Source organism: Kitasatospora sp. NPDC004289 (assembly GCF_053602875.1).
In genome coordinates, this window is record NZ_JBSGEL010000026.1 from 82,440 (window position 1) to 101,870 (window position 19,431).

Annotated in this window: 15 protein-coding genes and 2 pseudogenes; 16 read left to right on the top strand and 1 reads right to left on the bottom strand. The window is 74.5% G+C overall.

Going from position 1 to position 19,431, the window contains the following annotated elements; translation table 11 throughout:
* The first annotated feature begins 71 nt into the window (after positions 1-71).
* The 5 genes from ACWEPF_RS19420 (at position 72) to ACWEPF_RS19440 (ending at position 7,265) form a co-directional block, all read left to right on the top strand.
* Positions 72-1,577, top strand: coding sequence for an FAD-dependent monooxygenase (locus ACWEPF_RS19420; protein ID WP_452173561.1), 1,506 nt, complete (start codon positions 72-74; stop codon positions 1,575-1,577).
* Between the two features lie 94 nt (positions 1,578-1,671).
* Complete coding sequence (locus ACWEPF_RS19425; protein WP_452173562.1) at positions 1,672-2,649, top strand: quinone oxidoreductase family protein; 978 nt, start codon at positions 1,672-1,674, stop codon at positions 2,647-2,649.
* Between the two features lie 188 nt (positions 2,650-2,837).
* Positions 2,838-4,448 (top strand): MDR family MFS transporter, encoded by a 1,611-nt coding sequence (locus ACWEPF_RS19430; RefSeq protein WP_452173563.1) that lies wholly within the window; start codon positions 2,838-2,840, stop codon positions 4,446-4,448.
* A gap of 175 nt (positions 4,449-4,623) precedes the next feature.
* Complete coding sequence (locus ACWEPF_RS19435) at positions 4,624-5,664, top strand: methyltransferase (protein WP_452173564.1); 1,041 nt, start codon at positions 4,624-4,626, stop codon at positions 5,662-5,664.
* Positions 5,661-7,265 (top strand): FAD-dependent oxidoreductase, encoded by a 1,605-nt coding sequence (locus ACWEPF_RS19440; protein ID WP_452173565.1) that lies wholly within the window; start codon positions 5,661-5,663, stop codon positions 7,263-7,265. The genes ACWEPF_RS19435 and ACWEPF_RS19440 overlap by 4 nt, the downstream gene beginning before the upstream one ends.
* Before the next feature lie 178 nt (positions 7,266-7,443).
* On the opposite strand, the gene ACWEPF_RS19445 is transcribed toward ACWEPF_RS19440, so the two are convergent.
* Complete coding sequence (locus tag ACWEPF_RS19445) at positions 7,444-9,036, bottom strand: FAD-dependent monooxygenase (RefSeq protein ID WP_452173566.1); 1,593 nt, start codon at positions 9,034-9,036, stop codon at positions 7,444-7,446.
* 199 nt (positions 9,037-9,235) lie between these two features.
* On the opposite strand from ACWEPF_RS19445, the gene ACWEPF_RS19450 reads away from it, so the two are divergent.
* From ACWEPF_RS19450 to ACWEPF_RS19500, 11 genes and pseudogenes are all read left to right on the top strand, one after another.
* Positions 9,236-9,685, top strand: coding sequence for an anthrone oxygenase family protein (locus ACWEPF_RS19450; RefSeq protein WP_452173567.1), 450 nt, complete (start codon positions 9,236-9,238; stop codon positions 9,683-9,685).
* Complete coding sequence (locus ACWEPF_RS19455) at positions 9,682-10,185, top strand: hypothetical protein (RefSeq protein WP_452173568.1); 504 nt, start codon at positions 9,682-9,684, stop codon at positions 10,183-10,185. The genes ACWEPF_RS19450 and ACWEPF_RS19455 overlap by 4 nt, the downstream gene beginning before the upstream one ends.
* Before the next feature lie 37 nt (positions 10,186-10,222).
* Complete coding sequence (asnB, locus tag ACWEPF_RS19460) at positions 10,223-12,094, top strand: asparagine synthase (glutamine-hydrolyzing) (protein ID WP_452173569.1); 1,872 nt, start codon at positions 10,223-10,225, stop codon at positions 12,092-12,094.
* A gap of 321 nt (positions 12,095-12,415) precedes the next feature.
* On the top strand, positions 12,416-14,356 hold the full coding sequence (locus ACWEPF_RS19465) for a BTAD domain-containing putative transcriptional regulator (RefSeq protein WP_452173570.1): 1,941 nt from the start codon (positions 12,416-12,418) through the stop codon (positions 14,354-14,356).
* A gap of 186 nt (positions 14,357-14,542) precedes the next feature.
* Positions 14,543-14,914: a TcmI family type II polyketide cyclase gene (locus tag ACWEPF_RS19470; RefSeq protein WP_449795175.1), complete on the top strand. Its 372-nt coding sequence runs from the start codon at positions 14,543-14,545 to the stop codon at positions 14,912-14,914.
* Positions 14,911-15,366 (top strand): cupin domain-containing protein, encoded by a 456-nt coding sequence (locus ACWEPF_RS19475; protein WP_452173571.1) that lies wholly within the window; start codon positions 14,911-14,913, stop codon positions 15,364-15,366. Before ACWEPF_RS19470 ends, ACWEPF_RS19475 begins: the two co-directional genes overlap by 4 nt.
* A complete protein-coding gene (locus tag ACWEPF_RS19480; protein ID WP_452173572.1) occupies positions 15,363-16,634 on the top strand; it encodes a beta-ketoacyl-[acyl-carrier-protein] synthase family protein in 1,272 nt (423 codons plus the stop codon). Before ACWEPF_RS19475 ends, ACWEPF_RS19480 begins: the two co-directional genes overlap by 4 nt.
* A complete protein-coding gene (locus tag ACWEPF_RS19485; protein ID WP_452173573.1) occupies positions 16,631-17,893 on the top strand; it encodes a ketosynthase chain-length factor in 1,263 nt (420 codons plus the stop codon). Before ACWEPF_RS19480 ends, ACWEPF_RS19485 begins: the two co-directional genes overlap by 4 nt.
* Before the next feature lie 26 nt (positions 17,894-17,919).
* Positions 17,920-18,183, top strand: a complete 264-nt coding sequence (locus tag ACWEPF_RS19490) for an acyl carrier protein (RefSeq protein ID WP_345280906.1) — start codon at positions 17,920-17,922, stop codon at positions 18,181-18,183.
* Positions 18,183-18,632: pseudogene (locus ACWEPF_RS19495) on the top strand (SRPBCC family protein); the annotation flags it as partial. The gene ACWEPF_RS19490 and the pseudogene ACWEPF_RS19495, both read left to right, overlap by 1 nt.
* Positions 18,633-18,656: 24 nt before the next feature.
* Positions 18,657-19,379 (top strand): annotated as a pseudogene (locus tag ACWEPF_RS19500) (SDR family NAD(P)-dependent oxidoreductase); the annotation flags it as partial.
* Positions 19,380-19,431 lie beyond the last annotated feature (52 nt).

Consider the following 19,431-nt stretch of genomic DNA (forward strand, 5'->3'; position numbering starts at 1 on the left):
GACTGCATGACAGAAAGCATATATCTGAGAGCATGCATCTAGATGCTCTCCCGACGACTGAAGGAGGGGTCATGTCATCGGATCAGGACTACGACGTCCTCGTGGTGGGCGGCGGGCCGGTCGGCCTGCTGCTCGCCGCGGAACTGCGGATCGCCCGCGTCCGGGCCCTCGTACTGGAGCGGCTGCCCGAGCGCTCGCCGCACTCCAAGGCCTTCGGGCTGCACGCCCGCTCGCTGGAGTCGCTCGACCGGCGCGGTCTGCTCAAGCGCTTCAAGGAGGGGGCCCGCTCCTGGAACAACGGCCACTTCGCCGGCCTGGACGTCTGGGTGGACTTCTCCACCCTGGACAGCGCCCACGGCTACGCGCTGCTCTCCGAACAGGCCCGCACCGAGCGGCTGCTGGAGGAGCGCGCGATCGAGGTCGGCGCCGAGATCCGGCGCGGGCACGAGGTGACCGCCGCCCGGCAGGACGCGGACGGCGTGGAGCTGGACGTCACCGGCCCGGACGGCCCGTACACCCTGCGCGCCAAGTACCTGGTCGGCTGCGACGGCGCGCGCAGCCAGGTCCGCAAGGTGGCCGGCATCGGCTTCCCCGGCACCGGCGGCCGGGTCACCGCCCGGCTCGGCGACGTCCGGCTGGCCGACCCGGAGAACGCGCCGATGGGCATGGAGCGGACCGCACGCGGCCTGCTGTTCTGCGTCCCGCTGGACGACACCTACCACCGGGTCGCCACCTTCGACTTCGAGCAGGGCAAGGAGCCGGGCTCGGAGCTCACCCTCGACGAACTCACCGCCAGCCTGCGGGAGATCTGGGGCGACGACCTCGGCGCCCGCGACGCCCGCTGGCTGTCCTGGTTCACCGACTCGGCCTGCCAGGCCGACCGCTACCGGGAGGGCCGGATCCTGCTGGCCGGCGACGCCGCTCACACCCACTTCCCGGTCGGCGGCCAGGGCCTCAACCTCGGCCTGCAGGACGCGCTCAACCTCGGCTGGAAGCTGGCCGCCACCGTGCACGGCTGGGCCTCCGAGGGCCTGCTCGACAGCTACGACCGGGAGCGGCAGGAGCCGGCCCGCCGGGTGCTGGCCAACACCCGGGCCCAGATCGCACTGATGAACCCGGACCCGTACGTGACCGAGCTGCGCGAGCTGTTCACCGACCTGATGCGCAAGGACCAGGTCAACCGGCACCTGGCCGAGATGCTCAGCGGCGTCACCGTGCGGTACCAACTCCCGGGCCCGGAGCACCGGTTGCTCGGCGACTTCGCCCGCGACCTGGAGCTGCGCACCGCCGACGGCAAGAGCACCCTGCCCGAGTACCTCAAGCGCGGCACCGGTCTGCTGCTCGACCTGGCGGCCCGGCCCGAGCTGGCCGGGGCCTACGAGGAGTGGGCCGAGGGCGTCTCCTGGGGCGGCCGGGTGCGGCACGTGGTGGCCGAGTGCGACCAGGAGCCCGGCCTGGCCGGCCTGCTGGTGCGCCCCGACGGCTACGTGGCCTGGGCCGCCGACCGGGACGCCTCGGCCGAGGAGCTCCGCGACGGACTGCGCGAGGCGCTCACGCGCTGGTTCGGCACCGTCTGACCCCGGCCGGTCTTGCGCGGCCCCCTGAAATATGTAGACTCGCAAACGCATGCATGCCAACATACAAGTGCATACGTCATCAAAGGAGAACCACATGCGAATCGTCCGCCACTACGAGCACGGAGCTCCGTCGGTGCTGCGTGTCGAGGAGGCGGAGAAGCCGCAGCCCGGGCCGGGCCACGTGCTGATCCGTTCCGAGGCCATCGGCGTCACCTTCGCCGAGGTCCAGCGCCGCCAGGGCATCCCGATCGGCGGCCACGCCGGTCTGCCCGGCGCCCCCGGCGGCGACGTCGCCGGCACCGTCGAGGCGCTCGGCGAGGGCGTCACCAACGTCAAGGTCGGCGACCGGGTGGTGGTGGACGTGGACCACAGCGCCTACGCCGACTACGTCACCGCCGACGCCGCCTGGCTGATCACCATCCCGCAGGACATGGACGCCGCCGAGGCCACCCTGCTGCCCAGCCCCGCCCAGACCGCGTACCACGCGCTCAAGGAGGCGGGCCAGCTCAAGCCCGGCGAGACGGTGCTGATCGACGCCGCCTCCGGCGGGGTCGGCCACCTCGCGGTGCAGATCGCCAAGGCGATGGGCGCCGGCAAGGTGATCGCCACCGCCAGCACCGCGGCCAAGCTGGACTTCGTCCGCTCGCTCGGTGCCGACGTCGCGATCAACTACACCGACGCCGACTGGGACGACCAGGTCCGGGCCGCCACCGACGGCCGCGGCGCGGACGTGGTGCTGGAGACCGTCGGCGGCGACATCCTCACCAAGAGCGTCGCGCTGACCGCCCAGTTCGGCCGGCTGGTCTTCTACGGCTCGGCCAGCGGCGACATCCAGCCGGTCAACCCGCTGATGCTGAGCCGGATGAAGACCGTGGCGGGCTTCGCGCTGTACGCCATGCTCTACAACCGGCCGGAGGCCATCGCCGCGGGCCAGCGCGACCTGCTGGAGATGATCCGCACCGGCCGGGTCAAGCCGGTGGTCCACGAGCGCCTGCCGCTCGAGGACGCCGTCAAGTCCCACGAGTTGATGGAGGCCCGGGCCCAGCTCGGCAAGGTCGTCCTGGTCCCCTGACACCCCCTCAGCCGGTGGCCGGTCGCGGCGCCCCCGTACGCGACCGGCCACCCCCAGCCCCACTCCCCTGGTCGGACACATCCGAAATGACACCGGTCGCACCGCGGCCGGCAGGTCGGGGACGAGCACCGTCCGCGGCGGCACAGGCCGCCGCACCACCCTGATCACACCGCTCGAAAGGTAGACCCGTGTCAGCTCCGACCACCCGTCCCGAGGAAGGGCCGCCCACCGCGGGCCCGCCGCCCGGCACCCGGATCAAGCCGGTGATCTTCGCCTGCATGCTCGCGATCTTCCTGGCCATGCTCGACTCCCAGGTGGTGGCCACCGCCCTGCCCAGGATCGTCGGCGACCTGGGCGGCCTCGAGCTCTTCGCCTGGGTCACCACCGCCTACATCATCACCAGCAGCGTCACCACGCCGGTCTACGGCAAGCTCGGTGACCTGTTCGGCCGCAAGACCGTCTTCCTGGTCGCCGTCGCGGTCTTCATCCTGGGCTCGCTGCTCAGCGGCGCGGCCCAGTCGATGGAGCAGCTGATCGCCTTCCGGGTCGTCCAGGGCCTGGGCGCCGGCGGCCTGTTCGTCTCCGTGCTGGCGATCATCGGCGAGCTGTTCAGCCCGCGCGAGGGCGCCAAGTACTACGGCATGTTCGGCATGGTCTTCGCGGGCGCCGCGGTGGCCGGCCCCGCCGTCGGCGGGGTGCTCACCGACCTGCTCAGCTGGCACTGGGTGTTCCTGGTCAACCTGCCGCTCGGCCTGCTGGTGCTCGGCATGCTCGCCGCCTTCCTGCACCTGCCGCCGAAGACCAGGCAGGCGAAGATCGACTACGCCGGGTTCCTCACCCTCAGCGGCGCCATCGTCGCGCTCACCCTGGTGGCCAGTTGGGGAGGCGGCAAGTACGACTGGACCTCGCCGCAGATCCTCGGCCTCGGGGCCGTCGCGGTGGTGCTCGGCGCGCTGTTCGTGGCCGCCGAGCGGCGGGCCGCCGAGCCGGTGATCCCGCTGCACCTGTTCCGCGACTCGACCTTCTCGGTCAGCGTGCTGGTCAGCGCCGCCGCCGGGGTGGTCTTCCTCGGCGCGGTGGTCTTCCTCGCGCTGTACGTCCAGGTCGCCACCGGTGCCACCCCGACCATGTCCGGCCTGGTGCTGCTGCCGATGATGGCCGGCCTGGTCGCCGCCTCGGTGGTCTCCACCAAGCTGATCACCAAGAGCGGCCGCTACAAGTGGTACCCGGTGGCCAGCATGGCCGTCGGCATCGTCGGCGCGCTGCTGTTCTCCACCATGGACACCGGGACGCCGCGGGCGGTGGTGATCGTCTACATGCTGGTCTTCGGCGTCGCGGCCGGCCTCAACATGCAGGTGCTCACCATGGCCGCGCAGAACACCGCGCCGCGCGACGACATCGGCGCCGTGCACGCCACCGTCGCCTTCTCCCGCCAGCTGGGCAGCACGCTGGGCATCTCGGTGTTCGCCGCGATCTTCTACAACCGGCTCACCGAGGAGCTCACCGCCCGGGTGCCGGCCGGCGGGCTCAACGGGGTGAGCACCGACTCGCTCGCCTCGCACGAGGTGCTGGACCGGCTCGCCGACACCACCCGCCAGGCGGTCGAGCAGGCCTACGCCGCGGCGCTCAGCCCGGTCTTCCTGGCCACCGTCCCGGTGCTGGCGGTCGGCCTGGTCTGCGCCCTGCTGATGAAGGACCTGCCGCTGCGCACCTGGGGCGGCGGCGGTGAGGGCGGCCACGGCGAGGGCGAGGGCGGCCACGGTCACGGCCACGAACAACCCGCCGAGCAGCACTCCTGACGCACCGTCGACCCGCACCACGGGCCGCCCGCCGGACACCTCCGGCGGGCGGCCCGTCGGCGTTGCGGCACCCCGCCCGCGGCCCGCCGGAGTTACAGCGGGCTTCGAGCCCGCCTCGACGGCGGCCCGCGATGGTCGGGGCAGGACCAGACGGCACCGAGACCAGGAGGCGTGCGTGACGACGACCGAGGACCCGAGGACGGCCGGCCGGGTGGACCCGGGCCCGCTGATCCGGCTGACCATCGCCGACTGCGCGGCCAAGGTGCTGCACAGCGCCGTCACGCTCGGCGTGTTCGACGCGCTGGCCGCCGGGCCCGCCGCGGCCGCCCAGGTGGCCGGGAGCACCGGCCTGCACCCGCGGATGGCGGACGACTTCCTCGACGCGCTGACCGGCCTCGGCCTGCTGGAGCGCACCGGCGACCGGTACCGCAACGGCCCGCTCGCCGAGGCCTACCTGGTGCCGGGCTCCGGCTCCTACCTGGGCGGCTTCGTGGAGCTCACCAACGAGACCCTGTACGGGACCTGGGGCCGGCTCAGCGAGGCGCTGCGCACCGGCGAGCCGCAGCACCTGGACCCGGACAAGGGCGGCTTCGTCGGCGACCGGCACCAGGATCCGGCGAAGATGAAGCGCTTCCTGGCCGGGCTCGACGCGTACAGCGACCGGATGGGCACCGAGCTGGCCGGCCGGCTCGACTGGGCCCGGTACGGCTCCTTCGTGGACCTGGGCGGGGCCCGGGGCAACCTGGCCGCCGTCCTGGCCGGGGCCCACCCGCACCTGGCGGCGGTCTGCTTCGACCTGGAGCGGACCAGGCCGCTGTTCACCGAGCACATCGGCCGGCTCGGCCTGGCCGACCGGGTCTCCTTCGTCGGCGGCGACTTCTTCACCGACGAACTGCCGCCCGCCGACGTGGTGGTGCTCGGCCACATCCTGCACGGATTCTCGGACGAGCGGCGGCGGGAGCTGCTGCGCCGGGTCTTCGCCGCCGTCCGGCCGGGCGGTGCGGTGCTGGTCTACGACCGGATGATCGACGACGAACGGCGGGACCCGGAGCGGCTGTTGAGCAGCCTGCACATGCGGCTGGTCAGCCCGGACGGCTCCGAGTACCGGGTCGGCGACTGCCGGACCTGGCTGCGGGAGGCCGGCTTCACGGACGACACAGCCGAGCCGCTGCTCGGCACCCACACCCTGGTGACGGCCCGCAAGGAGGCGGCGTGAACGCGGAGCAGCTCCCGGTCCTGATCGTCGGCGGCGGGCTGACCGGTCTGTCGGCGGCGGTGTTCCTCGCCCACCACGGCGTCCGGGCCACCCTGGTCGAGCGCCACCCCGACACCTCCACCCACCCCAAGGCCCGGGCCATCAACCCACGCACCATGGAGCTCTACCGCGCGGTCGGCATCGAGGAGCTGGTCCGGGCCGGGCGCTCGCCGATCTCCGGCAACACCGACCTGGTGCACGTGGAGACGCTGGCCGGGGCGGAGCGGGTGCGGATGCCCAACGCGACGCCCGAGGACATCGGCCGGATCAGCCCGACCCAGTGGACCCTGATCGACCAGAACCAGCTGGAGCCGATCCTGCGGGCGCGGGCCGTCGAGGTCGGCGCCGACGTCCGCTTCCACACCCGGCTGGACGGGGTGACGCAGGATCAGGACGGGGTGCTGGCCACCGTCACCGACCTGGCCACCGGCCGCCGGGAGGAGCTGCGGGCCGCCTACCTGATCGCGGCGGACGGCAGCCGCAGCCCCGTCCGCGAACTGCTCGGGATCGGCGCGGCCGGCCCCGGCACCATCACCAACCTGGTCTCGGTCTTCTTCGAGGCGGACCTGACCGAGGCGCTGCGCGGCCGCCGGATCATCGCCGCCTACGTCAACAACCCGGAGGTGCGGGGCACCCTCATCCCGATCGACAACGACCGGCGCTGGGTGCTGAACGTCTCCTACTTCCCCGACCGCGGGCAGCGGGCCGAGGACTTCACCGAGGAGCGCTGCGCGGCGGTGATCCGGGCCGCGGTCGGGGTGCCGGAGCTGGCGCTGAAGGTGGAGTCCACCCACCTGCCCTCCTGGGACATCTCGGCCCGGGTCGCGGACGCGTTCACCGCGGGCCGGGTGCTGGTGGCCGGCGACGCCGCCCACGTGATGCCGCCGACCGGCGCGTTCGGGGCCAGCACCGGCATCCAGGACGCGTACAACCTGGCCTGGAAGCTCGCCCTGGTGCTGGCCGGCACGGCCGGGCCCGGCCTGCTGGAGAGCTACCGGGCCGAGCGCCGCCCGGTCGCGGAGCAGACGGTGCGTCAGGCGATGCTGCGGTTCGCGGTGCGGGAGGGCAAGCAGTTCCAGGAGGTGGCGCCGGAGCTGCTGGACGAGACCACGGTGACCTTCGGCTACCGCTACCCGGCGGGGGCGTTCGCCGCCGGGCCCGACGGCGGCGACGAACCCTTCGAGGACCCGGCGCGGCCGACCGGCCGGCCCGGGGCCCGGGCACCGCACCTGGTGCTGGGCGGACCGCACGGCCCGCTCTCCTGCCTGGACCTGTTCGGCGCGGGCTTCGTGCTGCTGGCCGACGGCGCGGCGGGCGACTGGACGGAGCGGGCGGTGGCCGAGGCCGGCCGGCTCGGCCTGCCGCTCGCGGTCCACCGGATCGGCCCGGACGGGGAGTTCACTGATCCGGAGGGGGTGTTCCGGGCCCGGTACGGGCTGCCGCTCGGCGGTGCTTCCTTGGTCCGGCCGGACGGCTTCGTCGCCTGGCGCTCCACGGGCGAGGACCCCGCTCCCGCCGAGGCGGTGGCCGCGGCGCTGCGCACGCTGCTGGACCGCGACTGAGCGGACGACACCAGGAAGGGGCGCCCGGCCTTGCCGGGCGCCCCTTCCGTCATGCCGCTCTGTCCTGCCGTCGGATCGCCGAGCCTCGGTGCAGCCAGGCCGCCGCGCGGACGGCGTCGGGTCGTCGGACCACCGAGCCGTCGGACCACCGTGCTCGGGCCGCCGCGCTGTCGTGCCGTCAGGGGCGCAGCAGCCGGGCCAGGGTGCTGCCCAGGGCCTCGGCCGGGTCGGCCGGGAGTGCGGCGGTCCGCCAGGCGATGAAGCCGTCCGGCCGGATCAGTGCGGCTCCGTCCGGGCCCACGCCGTAGGCCTTGAGGAAGCGCTCGACCGTCTCCGGCGGCTCCCCCGCACCGACCCGACGGGCCGTCAGGTCCAGCCCGGTGGCGGCCCGGACGGCCGCTGCGGCGGGCTCCCAGGCGGCCCCGGCCGGGCCGGTCAACAGCAGGAAGCCGCCGGTCAGCAGATCGTGGAGCGGCGTGGTGCGGCCGTCGACGACCAGCGGGAGGTGGGCGGCCCGGGTGCCGGGGCGGCCGGAGGGCACCACCGGGTCCTCGACCGGGGCGCCGTCGTCCGGGCCGTCCTCGGTGAGCACCGCGCCGGAGCGGTAGACCTGGCCGAACAGCACGGTGGTCTCCGGGCGGTGCCGGGCGGCCGCCTCGGCGTCCAGTCCGCTGCGCTGGAGGTAGCGGATGACGCCCTGCTCCACGGTGAACTCGGCGACCGGCGCCCGCTCCTGCTCGTAGCTGTCCAGCAGTTCGGGGCCGGCCTGGCCGCGCAGCACCAGGGCCAGCTTCCAGGCCAGGTTGTGCGCGTCCTGGACGCCCATGTTGCCGCCGAAGCCGCCGGTGGGCGGCATCACGTGCACGCAGTCCCCGGCCAGCAGCACCCGCCGGTCGCGGAACCGGTCGGCGACCTGGGCCGCCACCTCCCAGCTGCTCGCCGACTCCACCTCGACCGCCAGCTCCGGCACCCCGACGGCGGCCCGCACCAGCTCGACGCACTCCTCGGCGGAGTACTCCCGGTGGCTGGCCCCCGGCGGCAGGCTCGGCGCCAGCACCCAGCGGTCCGACTCCGGCCCGCCGATCCGCCCCAGCACGCCCTTGACCCGCTCGTTGCTGACGAAGCAGAGGAAGAAGCTCCGCCCGGCGACGTACGGGTCGAGGTCGGCGTGGAAGATGACGCTCATCTGCTGCCCGAGCACGCCCCGGCCGTGCGCGCCGATGCCGAGGCCCTCCCGGATCTCGGCGCGGAAGCCGTCGGCGGCCACCAGGTAGCGGCTGCGCACCGTCCGTTCGGTGCCGTCGCGCAGGTCGCGCAGCACCGCGGTGACGCCGTCGGCGTCCTGACGGTGGCTCACCAGCTCGGTGCCGAAGCGGAGGTCGGCGCCCAGCTCGCGGGCCCGCTCCAGCAGCACCGGCTCCAGGCGGTCCTGCCCGATCAGCGTCCAGCCGGTGGTGCCGACCTCGTTCGGGTCGTGCCGGAACGGGCCGTCGAAGCGGCCGAGTTCGGTCCCGGTCAGCGAGGTGACCTGGAGGATGTCGCCGTACTGGGCGCCGGGCGTCTCGCGCTCGCGCACCCGCTGCTCCAGGCCGAGCGCCCGCAGCAGCTCCATGGTGCGCGGGCTGGCCGCCTGCGCCCGGGGGTGCGCCGAGACCTCGGTGTGCCGCTCCACCAGCACCGGCCGGATGCCCTGCCGGGCCAGGAAGAGGGCCTGGGCCAGACCCACCATGCTGCCGCCCACGATCAGGACGTCGGTCGTCTCCACGGCCATGTCCGCTCCCTTCGGTTGCCTGTGTCGGATCCCTGCCGGGCGAAGCGAACACCGGGCCGCTGGGGCAAGGCTGGTGGGACGGGCGAGCCGCGGGACGCGGGGCACTACCACGTCCCAGGCGGATTCGAGCGCTGTCCCAGCCGGTCTGGCGATGCTTCGTCAGGTACCGGCCGACGGACGGAGAGGGGTGGCGGGGAGCGTGGTGGAGACCTTGAGCGTGGCGGTGCTGGTGGGCACCGGTCTGGTGGCGGGGGTGCTGTTCGCGGTGGCGATCAGCGTGGTGCCCGCGCTGATCGCGATGACGCCGGAGCACTACGTGGCCACCCACAAGCTGCTCGGGCGCCACTACGACCGGATCATGCCGTTCGTGGTGGCCGGGTCCACCCTGGCCGACCTGGTGCTGGCGGTCCGGGCCGAGGGCCCGACGCGGCTGCTGTTCGGTGCGGCGGTGCTGTGCATGGCGGGGGTGGCGGTGGTGTCGCAGACCAGGAACGTGCCGATCAACCGGCGGGTCAAGGCCACCGGGCCGGCCGACCTGGGCCCCGACTGGCAGGACCCCCGGCCGCAGTGGCGCGACTGGCACCTGGTGCGCACCTGCTGCGCGGCGGCCGGCTGCACGCTGACGGCGGCCGCGGTGGTGCTGTCGTGACCGGCGGCACCGTCCGGCGGGCGCTGCCCGAGGGCCCGGACCGGGCGGGGGCGGACGAGCGGATGCGCGAGCTGCTCTCCCGGGCCGACCCGGGGCCGGTGGCGCTGCACCTCGCGCTGCTGCACTTCACGGGGCGGCGCAGCGGCCGCCCGTACACCGTGCCGGCCGGGGTGCACCGGCTGGGCGGTGCTCTGGTGGTGGCCACCGGCAGCGGCTGGCGGCACAACTTCGCGGGCGGCGCGGCGGGCGAGCTGACCTGGCGGGGCCTGCGCGGCCCGGTCCGCTACCGGCTGGCGGAGGACGCCGAGCGGACCGCCCGCGGCTATCTGGAGCTGTACCACCGCTACGGCGAGGCGGCCGGGCGGCGGCTGGGCATCGCGGTGACGGCGGCCCCGGACCTGGCCGCGTTCCGGGCCGCCGTGGCGGCCGAGGGCCTGGCGCTGGTGGACGTGGCGCCGCAGGCCGGCACCTGGGGCGGGCCGGACGGCGAACTGCCGTGAACCGCAAGCGAATCGGACCGGACGAGAGGACTGCAGGATGAGCGGGATCACGGGCTGGGTGGACTTCGGGCGGGACGCGGCCGGGCAGGCCGGCACCCTGCGGGCGATGTCTGCGGCGCTGGCCCACCGCGGGCCGGACGGCGCGGGCGAGTGGGCCGAGGGGCCGGCCGCGCTGGCGCACCGGCGGCTGGCGCTGCTGGAGCTCGAACGGGGCGCGCAGCCCGCGGTGTTCGCCGACGGCGGCCGTCCGGTGGCGGTGCTGGCCCTGGACGGGGCGCTCACCAACCGGGACGAGCTGGCCGCCGAACTGGCGTCCCGGGGACACCGGTTGACGGACCGTTCGGACGCCGAGGCGGCGCTGCACGCCTACCTGGAGTGGGGCGAGGGGTTCCTCCCGCGACTGGAGGGCCTGTTCGCGCTGGCGGTCTGGGACGTCCGCCGGCAGGAGCTGCTGCTGGCCAGGGACCGGCTGGGCGTCAAGCCGCTGTGCTACGTGACCACCGCCGACGGGGCGCTGTTCGGCTCCGAGCCGAAGGCGCTGCTGGCCCATCCGGAGGTCAGCCCGGTGGTGGACGCGGACGGGCTGCGCGAGCTGTTCGCGCACAGCCGCAAGCCGGGCACCGGCGTGTTCCGGGGGATGCGCGAAGTGCTTCCCGGGCACCGGCTGACGGTCCGTCGGGGCGGCGTCACCGAGCAGCGCTACTGGTCGCTGCCGGCCCGGCCGCACACCGACGACACCGCGACCACCGTCGCCACGGTGCGGGAGCTGCTGGCCGGTTCGGTGGCGCGGCACCTGCGGGCGGACGTCCCGGTCGGTGCGATGCTCTCCGGCGGGATCGACTCCAGCGCGCTGACGGCGCTGGCGCAGCGGACCCTGCGGGAGGCCGGGGGCGGGCCGCTGCGCACCTTCTCGGTCAACTTCACCGGCTACACCGAGAACTTCCAGCCGCACCCGACCATGCGGGCCACCCCCGACGCCCCGTTCGCCGAGCTGGCGGCCCGTCACATCGGCACCGAGCACACCGAGATCCTGTTGGACACCGCCGCGCTGGCCGACCGCGAGGTGCACGCGGCCGCGCTGCGCAGCCAGGACGTGCCGTCCCCGCTGGGCGACATGGACGTCTCGCTGCTGCTGTTCTTCGCGGCGCTGCGCCGTGCGGGGGTGACGGCGGTGCTCTCCGGCGAGACCGCGGACGAGGTGTTCAACGGCTACTTCTGGGCGTACGACCCGGACCACAGCAACTCCCGCACCTTCCCCTGGGTCTCGTTCGAGCGCGGCCACGACGCGGCGGCCGGCGGGCTCGGCTGCTCGCTGGTGGACCTCGGGCTGCGCAAGGAGCTGGACTTCCTGGAGTACGCCGACCAGCACTACCGCGACGCGCTGACCGAGGTCCCGCACGTGGCCGGCGAGAGCGCGGCCGAGCGCCGGGCCCGCGAGGTGAGCTACCTGGCGCTGACCCGCTGGGCGCCGACCCACCTGGACCGGGCGGACCGGATGAGCGCGGCGCACGGCGTGCAGCTGCGGCCGCCGTTCTGCGACCGGGCCCTGGTGGAGTACGTCTACAACGTGCCCGCCGAGCTCAAGCGGGTGGGCGGCCAGGAGAAGAGCCTGCTGCGGGCGGCGGTCGCCGACCTGCTGCCGGAGCCGGTGCTGAACCGGCGCAAGAGCGCCTACCCGACCACCCAGGACGCCGAGTACGGGGAGCGGCTGCGGGCCCGGTTCGCCGAGCTGGCGGCCGACCGCGGGGCGGCCGTCGCGCCGCTGCTGGACACCGCCGCGACCAGGGCCGCGCTGGCTCCGGGCGGCGCGCCCAGCGGGGCGTTCGCCTGGGTCGAGCGGGCCAGCATGGAGATGATGATCCAGCTCGACACCTGGCTGACCGAGTACCGGGTGGACCTGCGGCTCTGACGTGGCGGCGTCACACCTCCGCCGCCGCATTCGTCCGGATCGCATTCCCCGGCTGACTTGATTCGGACCGTCCTTGCCATATATGCACACGGGCGAATATGGTGGCGGGCGAACTGGGAAAGATTGGGTTCAGGGCAGGTGAATTCTTCACCATTGCCCGCCGCTCCCCCCAGCGGTCCCGTAGCCACCCAGCGCCTGGGACGAGGCGGCCACTGCCGCCCAGGAAAAGAAAAGGCAAAAGACGGGCAATGGTCATTTTGCCGCTGTACTCAGCCCCACCGGGATTGCCAGGTGTGAATGTGGCCGAAATGAGGATTCGCCATGCTGGAGATCGGAATTCTGGGCTCGCTCCGCGTACACCGTGACGGCGGGGACGTCACCCCCTCCGCCCCCAAGCTGCGCCAGGTGCTCGCACTGCTGGTGCTCAACGCCAACACCCTGGTCAGCGTCGACCAGCTGTGCGAGGAGCTCTGGGAGGACCGCCCCCCGCTGAGCGCCCTGACCACCCTTCAGACCTACATCTACCAGCTGCGCCGGCGGCTGCGGCTGGCCACCGGACAGACCGGGGCACCGTTCGCCTCCTGCCCGCCGAGCGGCCGCCCGGCCCTGCTCACCAGGGTCGGCGGCTACGAGCTCCAGCTGGAGGACAAACAGGCCGTCGACGCCTACCGCTTCGAGCAGTTGGTGGAGCGCGGCCGCGGCGAGCACCGGGCCGGCCTGGGCCGGCAGGCGGCCGACACCCTGGCCGAGGCGCTGGGGATCTGGCAGGGCCAGGCCCTGGTCGACGTGACCGGCAGCCGGCGGCTGGCCGCCTGGTCCACCCAGCTGGAGGAGCACCGCCGCAACGCGATGGAGCGGCGCTTCGCGATCGAGCTGGAGCTCGGCCGCCACCACGCGGTGCTGGACGAGCTGTCGACGGCCTTCCGGGCCCATCCGACCCACGAGGCCTTCGCCGACCAGCTGATGCGGGCCCTGCACCGGGGCGGCCGCCGCCCGGAGGCGCTCGACGTCTTCCGCACCCTGCGCACCCGCCTGGTGGACGACCTCGGACTGGAGCCCTCGGCGGCGCTGCAGCAGCTGCACCAGGAGGTGCTGGCCGACCGCGGCCGGCCCGCCGCCCCGCCCAGAAGCGGTACCGGGCGGCCGGTCCCGCAGCGGACCGCCCTGCTCAGCCCGGCCCAACTCCCGGCCGACGTCGGGGACTTCGTCGGGCGGCAGGAGGAACTCGCCGAACTCGAGGGCTACTTAGGCGACACCCGGCGGGCCGAGTCGGGCACCCGGGTGGTGGAGGTGCACGGCGCCCCCGGCGTCGGCAAGACCGCGTTCGCGATCCGCGCCGCGCACCGGCTGCGCCGGTACTTCCCCGACGGCCAGCTCTACGTCGACCTGACGGCGGTGGGCCACGGCACGGCCCAGCTCACCGAGGTGCTGGCCGCCGCCCTGGGCTCGCTGGGCCTGCGCCGCGACGAGCTGCCGACCGGGCTGGACGACCTCAGCCGGCTGCTGCGCAGCTGGACCGCCGACCGCAGGGTGCTGGTGGTGGTCGACGACGTGCTGGCCGCCTCCCAGCTGCGCGCCCTGATCCCCGGCGGCTCCGGGTGCGCGGTGATCGCCACCAACCGGTACCGGGCGCACAGCCTCGGCATGGGCCGCAAGGTGGTGCTGTCGGCGCTCTCCACCGACGACTCGCTGCGGCTGTACAACCGGGTGGCCGGCGGGCGGCACTGGCAGGACGAACCGGCCGCCGCGCACGAGCTGCTGCGGATGTGCGAGGGGCTGCCGCTGGTGCTCCGCGCGGTCGCGGCCCGGCTCGCGGCCCGGCCCGGCTGGTCGGCGGCGCGGCTGGCCGAACGGCTGCGCAGCAACCAGTCGGTGCTGCTCGGCCTGCCGGCCGGCACCCAGTCGCTGGCCGGCACCGTGGAGTCGAGCTACCGTCACCTGCCGGAGCCGCACCGGAAGTTGCTGCACCTGCTGGCCGAGCGCAACCGCCGGTGTTGGCGGGCGGACGACGCGGCCAAGCTGCTGTCTCGGCGAGCGGAGGACGCCGAGACCCTGCTGGAGGACCTGGTGGACGTGCACCTGGTGGACGAACTGCCGGTCAGCGCCGAGGACCGGGAGTCCGGGGCCGCCCCGGCGTACGCGGTGCCGCGGCTCACCCGGCACGCCCTGCTGCTGCTCCGCGGCGAGGAGGCCCCGCCCCCGGCACCGCGGCACGAGCCCGCCGGCACCGCCCTGCTGACCCACCCCGGCCTCGCCGGCTGACCCCCGCCCACCCGGCCCGCCCCTCCCCGTCCGACCGATCCCGGCCCGTCACGCCTCCCCGGCGCGACGGGCCGCGGTGCGTCCCGGCCCGCTCCGGCCCCGCCCAGCGGCCTTCCAGGAGCCTTCGAGAGCGCCTCGATCACCGCCCACCAGCATGGGTCGGGTAGCGACGAGCAAGGAGGCACCGTGCATCGAACGCTGATCGTGGCGAGGATGGACCTCGCCGACGCCGAGGGCGTGGCGCAGGTCTTCGCCGACTCGGACGGCACCGAACTCCCCCATCTGGTGGGCGTGTCCAGGCGGACCCTGTTCGCCTTCCACAACCTGTACTTCCACCTGGTCGAGGCCGAGCAGGACATCGCTCCCAATCTCTACCGGGCCCGGAGCCACCCGCGGTACCAGGAGATCAACACCCGGCTCGGCGAGTTCATCACCCCCTTCGACCCGAACTGGCGCGAGCCGAGGGACGCGATGGCCGTGCCGTTCTACTCCTGGACCCCGGACGGCGGCGCCGAGATCACCCGGCCGAACGGCGCCAACCTGGGCGGTGGCGCATGAGCGCCCCCGCGGTCAAGGTGGCCGTCGACGCCGTCGAGGCGAACACCAAGCGCGGCGGCGACATCCGGGTCACCCTCAGTCCCCGGACGGTGGGCTGCCGTTCGGGCTTCGGCGGGCGGCTCACGCTGGCCCCCGGCGAGTACGTCACCGAGCACCTGCACCCGTACTCCGAGGAGTTCCTGCACGTGGTGCGGGGCCGGCTGGAGATGACGCTGGACGACCAGCCGGTGCAACTCACCGTCGGCGACTCGCTGTTGGTTCCGATCGGGGTCCGGCACCGGCTGGTCAACACCGGCACCGAGACGGCCGAGGCGGTCTTCCACCTCTCGCCGCTGGCCCCCCGGCCCGAGCTCGGCCACATCGACACCGAGCAGCCGCTGGACGCCGCCGCCGGCAATCCGGACGTGGGCGGCGCGGGCGTGGGCGGCGCGCAGGCCGGAGGCGCGCGGTGACCCGACGGGCCGTCATCACCGGCGTCGGGGTGGTCGCGCCGGGCGGCATCGGCCGCAAGGCCTACTGGGACCTGCTCGCGGCGGGGCGCACGGCCACCCGCAGGATCAGCCTGTTCGACCCCTCCGGCTTCCGCTCGCAGGTGGCCGCCGAGTGCGACTTCGACCCGCGCGCGGCCGGGCTCACCGCCCGGGAGGTCCGGCGGATGGACCGGGCCGCCCAGTTCGCCGTGGTGGCGGCCCGCGAGGCGGTGGCCGACAGCGGCCTCGACCTGTCCGGCGCGGACCCGGCCCGGCTGGCCGTCTCGGTCGGCAGCGCGGTCGGCTGCACGATGGGCCTGGAGGAGGAGTACACCGTCCTCTCCGACCAGGGCCGCGACTGGCTGGTGGACCACAGCTACGGCGTCCCGCACCTGTACGGCTACATGGTGCCCAGCACGCTGGCGGCCGAGGTGGCCTGGCAGGTCGGCGCCGAGGGCCCGGTCGCTCTGGTCTCCACCGGCTGCACCTCGGGCCTGGACTCGATCGGCCACGGCGTGCAGCTGATCGAGGAGGGCAGCGCCGACGTGGTGCTGGCCGGGGCGACCGACGCCCCGCTGTCGCCGATCACCCTCGCCTGCTTCGACGCCATCAAGGCGACCACCCCGAGCAACGCCGACCCGGAGCACGCCTCGCGGCCCTTCGACGGCCGGCGCGACGGGTTCGTGCTGGGCGAGGGCTCGGCGGTGCTGGTGATCGAGGAGGCGGCGGCGGCCCGCCGCCGCGGCGCCGAGGTGTACGCGGAGGTGCTCGGCTTCGCCGGGCGCAGCAACGCCTTCCACATGACCGGGCTCAAGCCGGACGGCCGGGAGATGGCCGAGGCGATCCGGGTCGCGCTGGACCGGGCCGGGACCGACCCGTCCGCCGTCGACTACGTCAACGCGCACGGCTCCGGCACCAAGCAGAACGACCGGCACGAGACCGCCGCCTTCAAGCGCAGCCTCGGGCCCCGGGCCCACGAGGTCCCGGTGAGCTCGATCAAGTCGATGATCGGTCACTCCCTGGGCGCCATCGGCTCCCTGGAGATCGCCGCCTGCGCGCTGGCGCTGCGCCACCAGGTGGTGCCGCCGACCGCCAACCTCACGGTAGCCGATCCCGAGTGCGACCTGGACTACGTGCCGGTGACCGCGCGCGAGCACCGGATGGACCGGGTGCTCAGCGTGGGCAGCGGGTTCGGCGGCTTCCAGACCGCGATGGTGCTCGGCCGGCCGGGCACGGGGGCGGTCCGATGAGCGCCTCGGGGCTCGGCACCGGGCGGCCCGGCCGGGCCGTGGTGACCGGGATCGGCGTGGTGGCCCCGACCGGGATCGGCGCCCGGCAGCACTGGGAGTCGGTGCTCGCGGGCAAGAGCGGCCTCGGCCGGATCACCCGCTTCGACACCACCGGCTACCCGGTCCGCGTGGCCGGCGAGGTGCCCGGCTTCGCCACCGCGGAGCAGGTGCCTGGCCGGCTGGTCCCGCAGACCGACCGCTTCACCCACTTCGCGCTGGCGGCCGCGGCGGCCGCGCTGGAGGACGCCGGCGCCGATCCGGCCGCGCTGCCCGAGTACGAGATGGCGGTGGTGAGCGCGAGCTCCTCCGGCGGCACCGAGTTCGGACAGCACGAGATGGAGCGGCTGTACCAGCGCGGCCCGTCCTGGGTGACGGCCTATCAGTCGATCGCCTGGTTCTACGCGGCGACCACCGGCCAGGTCTCCATCCGGCACGGCATGCGCGGCCCCTGCGGGGTGCTCTGCTGCGAGCAGGCCGGCGGCCTGGACGCGCTCGGGCAGGCCCGGCGGCTGCTCTCCTCCGGCTCGCGACTGGTGCTCAGCGGCGGCACGGACGCCTCGCTCTGCCCGTACGGACTGGTGGCCCAGCTGTCGGCCGGCGGGCTCTCCACCGAGGACGACCCGGCCCGCGCCTACCTACCCTTCGACCGGGCCGCGACGGGCTTCGTCCCCGGCGAGGGCGGCGCCTTCCTGGTGGTGGAGAGCGCCGCCGGGGCGGCCGGGCGCGGCGCCCCGCACTACGGCGAACTGCTGGGCTACGCGGCCGGGTTCGACCCGCCGCCGGGCTCCGCCCGTCCGCCGGTGCTGGCCGCCGTGATCCGGCGCGCGCTGGCCGACGCCGGGCTGGCCGCCGAGGCGGTGGACGTGGTGTTCGCCGACGCCTCCGGCCGGCCGGAGCAGGACCTGGCCGAATCCCGGGCGATCACCGAGGTGTTCGGCCCCGGCGGGGTGCCGGTGACGGCGCCCAAGACCCTGACCGGCCGGCTCTACGCCGGCGGCGCGGCGCTGGACACCGCCACCGCCCTGCTGGCGCTGCGCCACGGACTGGTCCCGCACACCGCGGGCCCGCTCCACCCGGCCCCCGGCCACGAGATCGACCTGGTGCTGGACCGCCCCCGGCCGACCGCACCGCGCACCGCCCTGGTGCTGGCCCGCGGCCACGGCGGCTTCACCTCCGCGCTGCTGGTCGGCGCCGGTGACGGCCCGCACCCCACGACATGACCCGAGACGACGAAAGGCGGCCGCTGATGGCCCAGTTCACGGTGGAGGACCTGCTGCGGATCCTGCGCGAGGGTGCCGGCACGGACGAGCGGAGCGCTGCGGACGGGAGGGACCTGACGGACGTGCCGTTCAGCGAGCTGGGCTACGACTCGCTGGCCCTGCTGGAGCTGGCCGGCCGGGTGGAGCGGGAGTACGGCTTCCGCATCCCGGACGGCGAGGTGGAGCAGAAGGAGACGCCCCGTCAGGTGGTCGACTACGTCAACGCACGGCTCGCCGGGGCGGTGCGCTGATGGCCGGGCACACCGACAACGCGATCACCATCGACGCCCCGATGGAGCTGGTCTGGGAGATGACCAACGACGTGGCCGGCTGGCCGCGGCTGTTCAGCGAGTACGCGAGCGCCGAGATCCTGGAGCGGGACGGCGACACCGTCCGCTTCCGGCTCGCGCTCCACCCGGACGAGAACGGCCAGGTGTGGAGCTGGGTCTCCGAACGGACCCCGGACCCGGCCACCCGGACCGTCCGGGCCCACCGGGTGGAGACCGGCCCGTTCCAGCACATGGACATCCGCTGGTCGTACGTCCAGCAGGCGGACGGGGTCCGGATGCGCTGGCTGCAGGACTTCGCGATGAAGCCCGGCGCCCCGCTGGACGACGCCGGGATGACCGACCGGCTGAACCGCAACACCCTGGTCCAACTGCGGCTGATCAAGGCCAAGGTGGAGGCCGCCGCACGGGCCGACCGGCAGCTCTCCGGCCGACGGTTCCTGGTCACCGGCGGCACCCGGGGCATCGGCCGCGGCATCGTGCTGGCCGCCGCCCGGGCCGGCGCCGACGTGGTGACCTGCTACCGCACCCCGGGCGAGGCGGTCGGCTCGCTCCAGCGGGAGCTGGCCGACACCCCCGGCAAGCACCGGGTGCTGCGCGCCGACGCCGCCGACGAGCGGGACGTGGAGCGGCTGCTGGACGAGTGCGACGCCGGCCTCGGCGGGCTGGACGTGGTGGTCAACAACGCCGGGACCTTCCGGCCGGTGCCCTACCGGGACCTCGGCCCCGCCGAGTGGGCGGCCACCGTGCAGGGCAACCTGACGGCCACTCACCTGGTGACCCACCGCGCCCTGCCGCTGCTCGGCCCCGGCTCCTCGATCGTCAACCTCGGCTCCACCGTGGCGGGGATCGGCATGGCCGGCGGCGCCCACTACACCGCGGTCAAGGCCGGCCTGGTCGGGCTGACCCGCTCGCTGGCCCGGGAGCTCGGCCCGCAGGGCATCCGGGTCAACACCGTCTCCCCCGGCCGGATCGCCACCGAGGCGCTGGACGAGCTGCCCGCCGAGGCGGCCGAGCAGCAGCGCCGGCTGTTCTCCTCGTTCACCGCGCTCGGCCGGCTCGGCACCGTGGCGGACATCGCCCACCTGGTGCTCTTCCTCGGCAGCGAGCACTCCGCCTACATCACCGGCCAGAACATCCACGCCGACGGCTGCGTCTGACCCCGGCCCCCGGGCACGCCCGCCCACCGTACCCGTCACGTCCGCCTGCTCC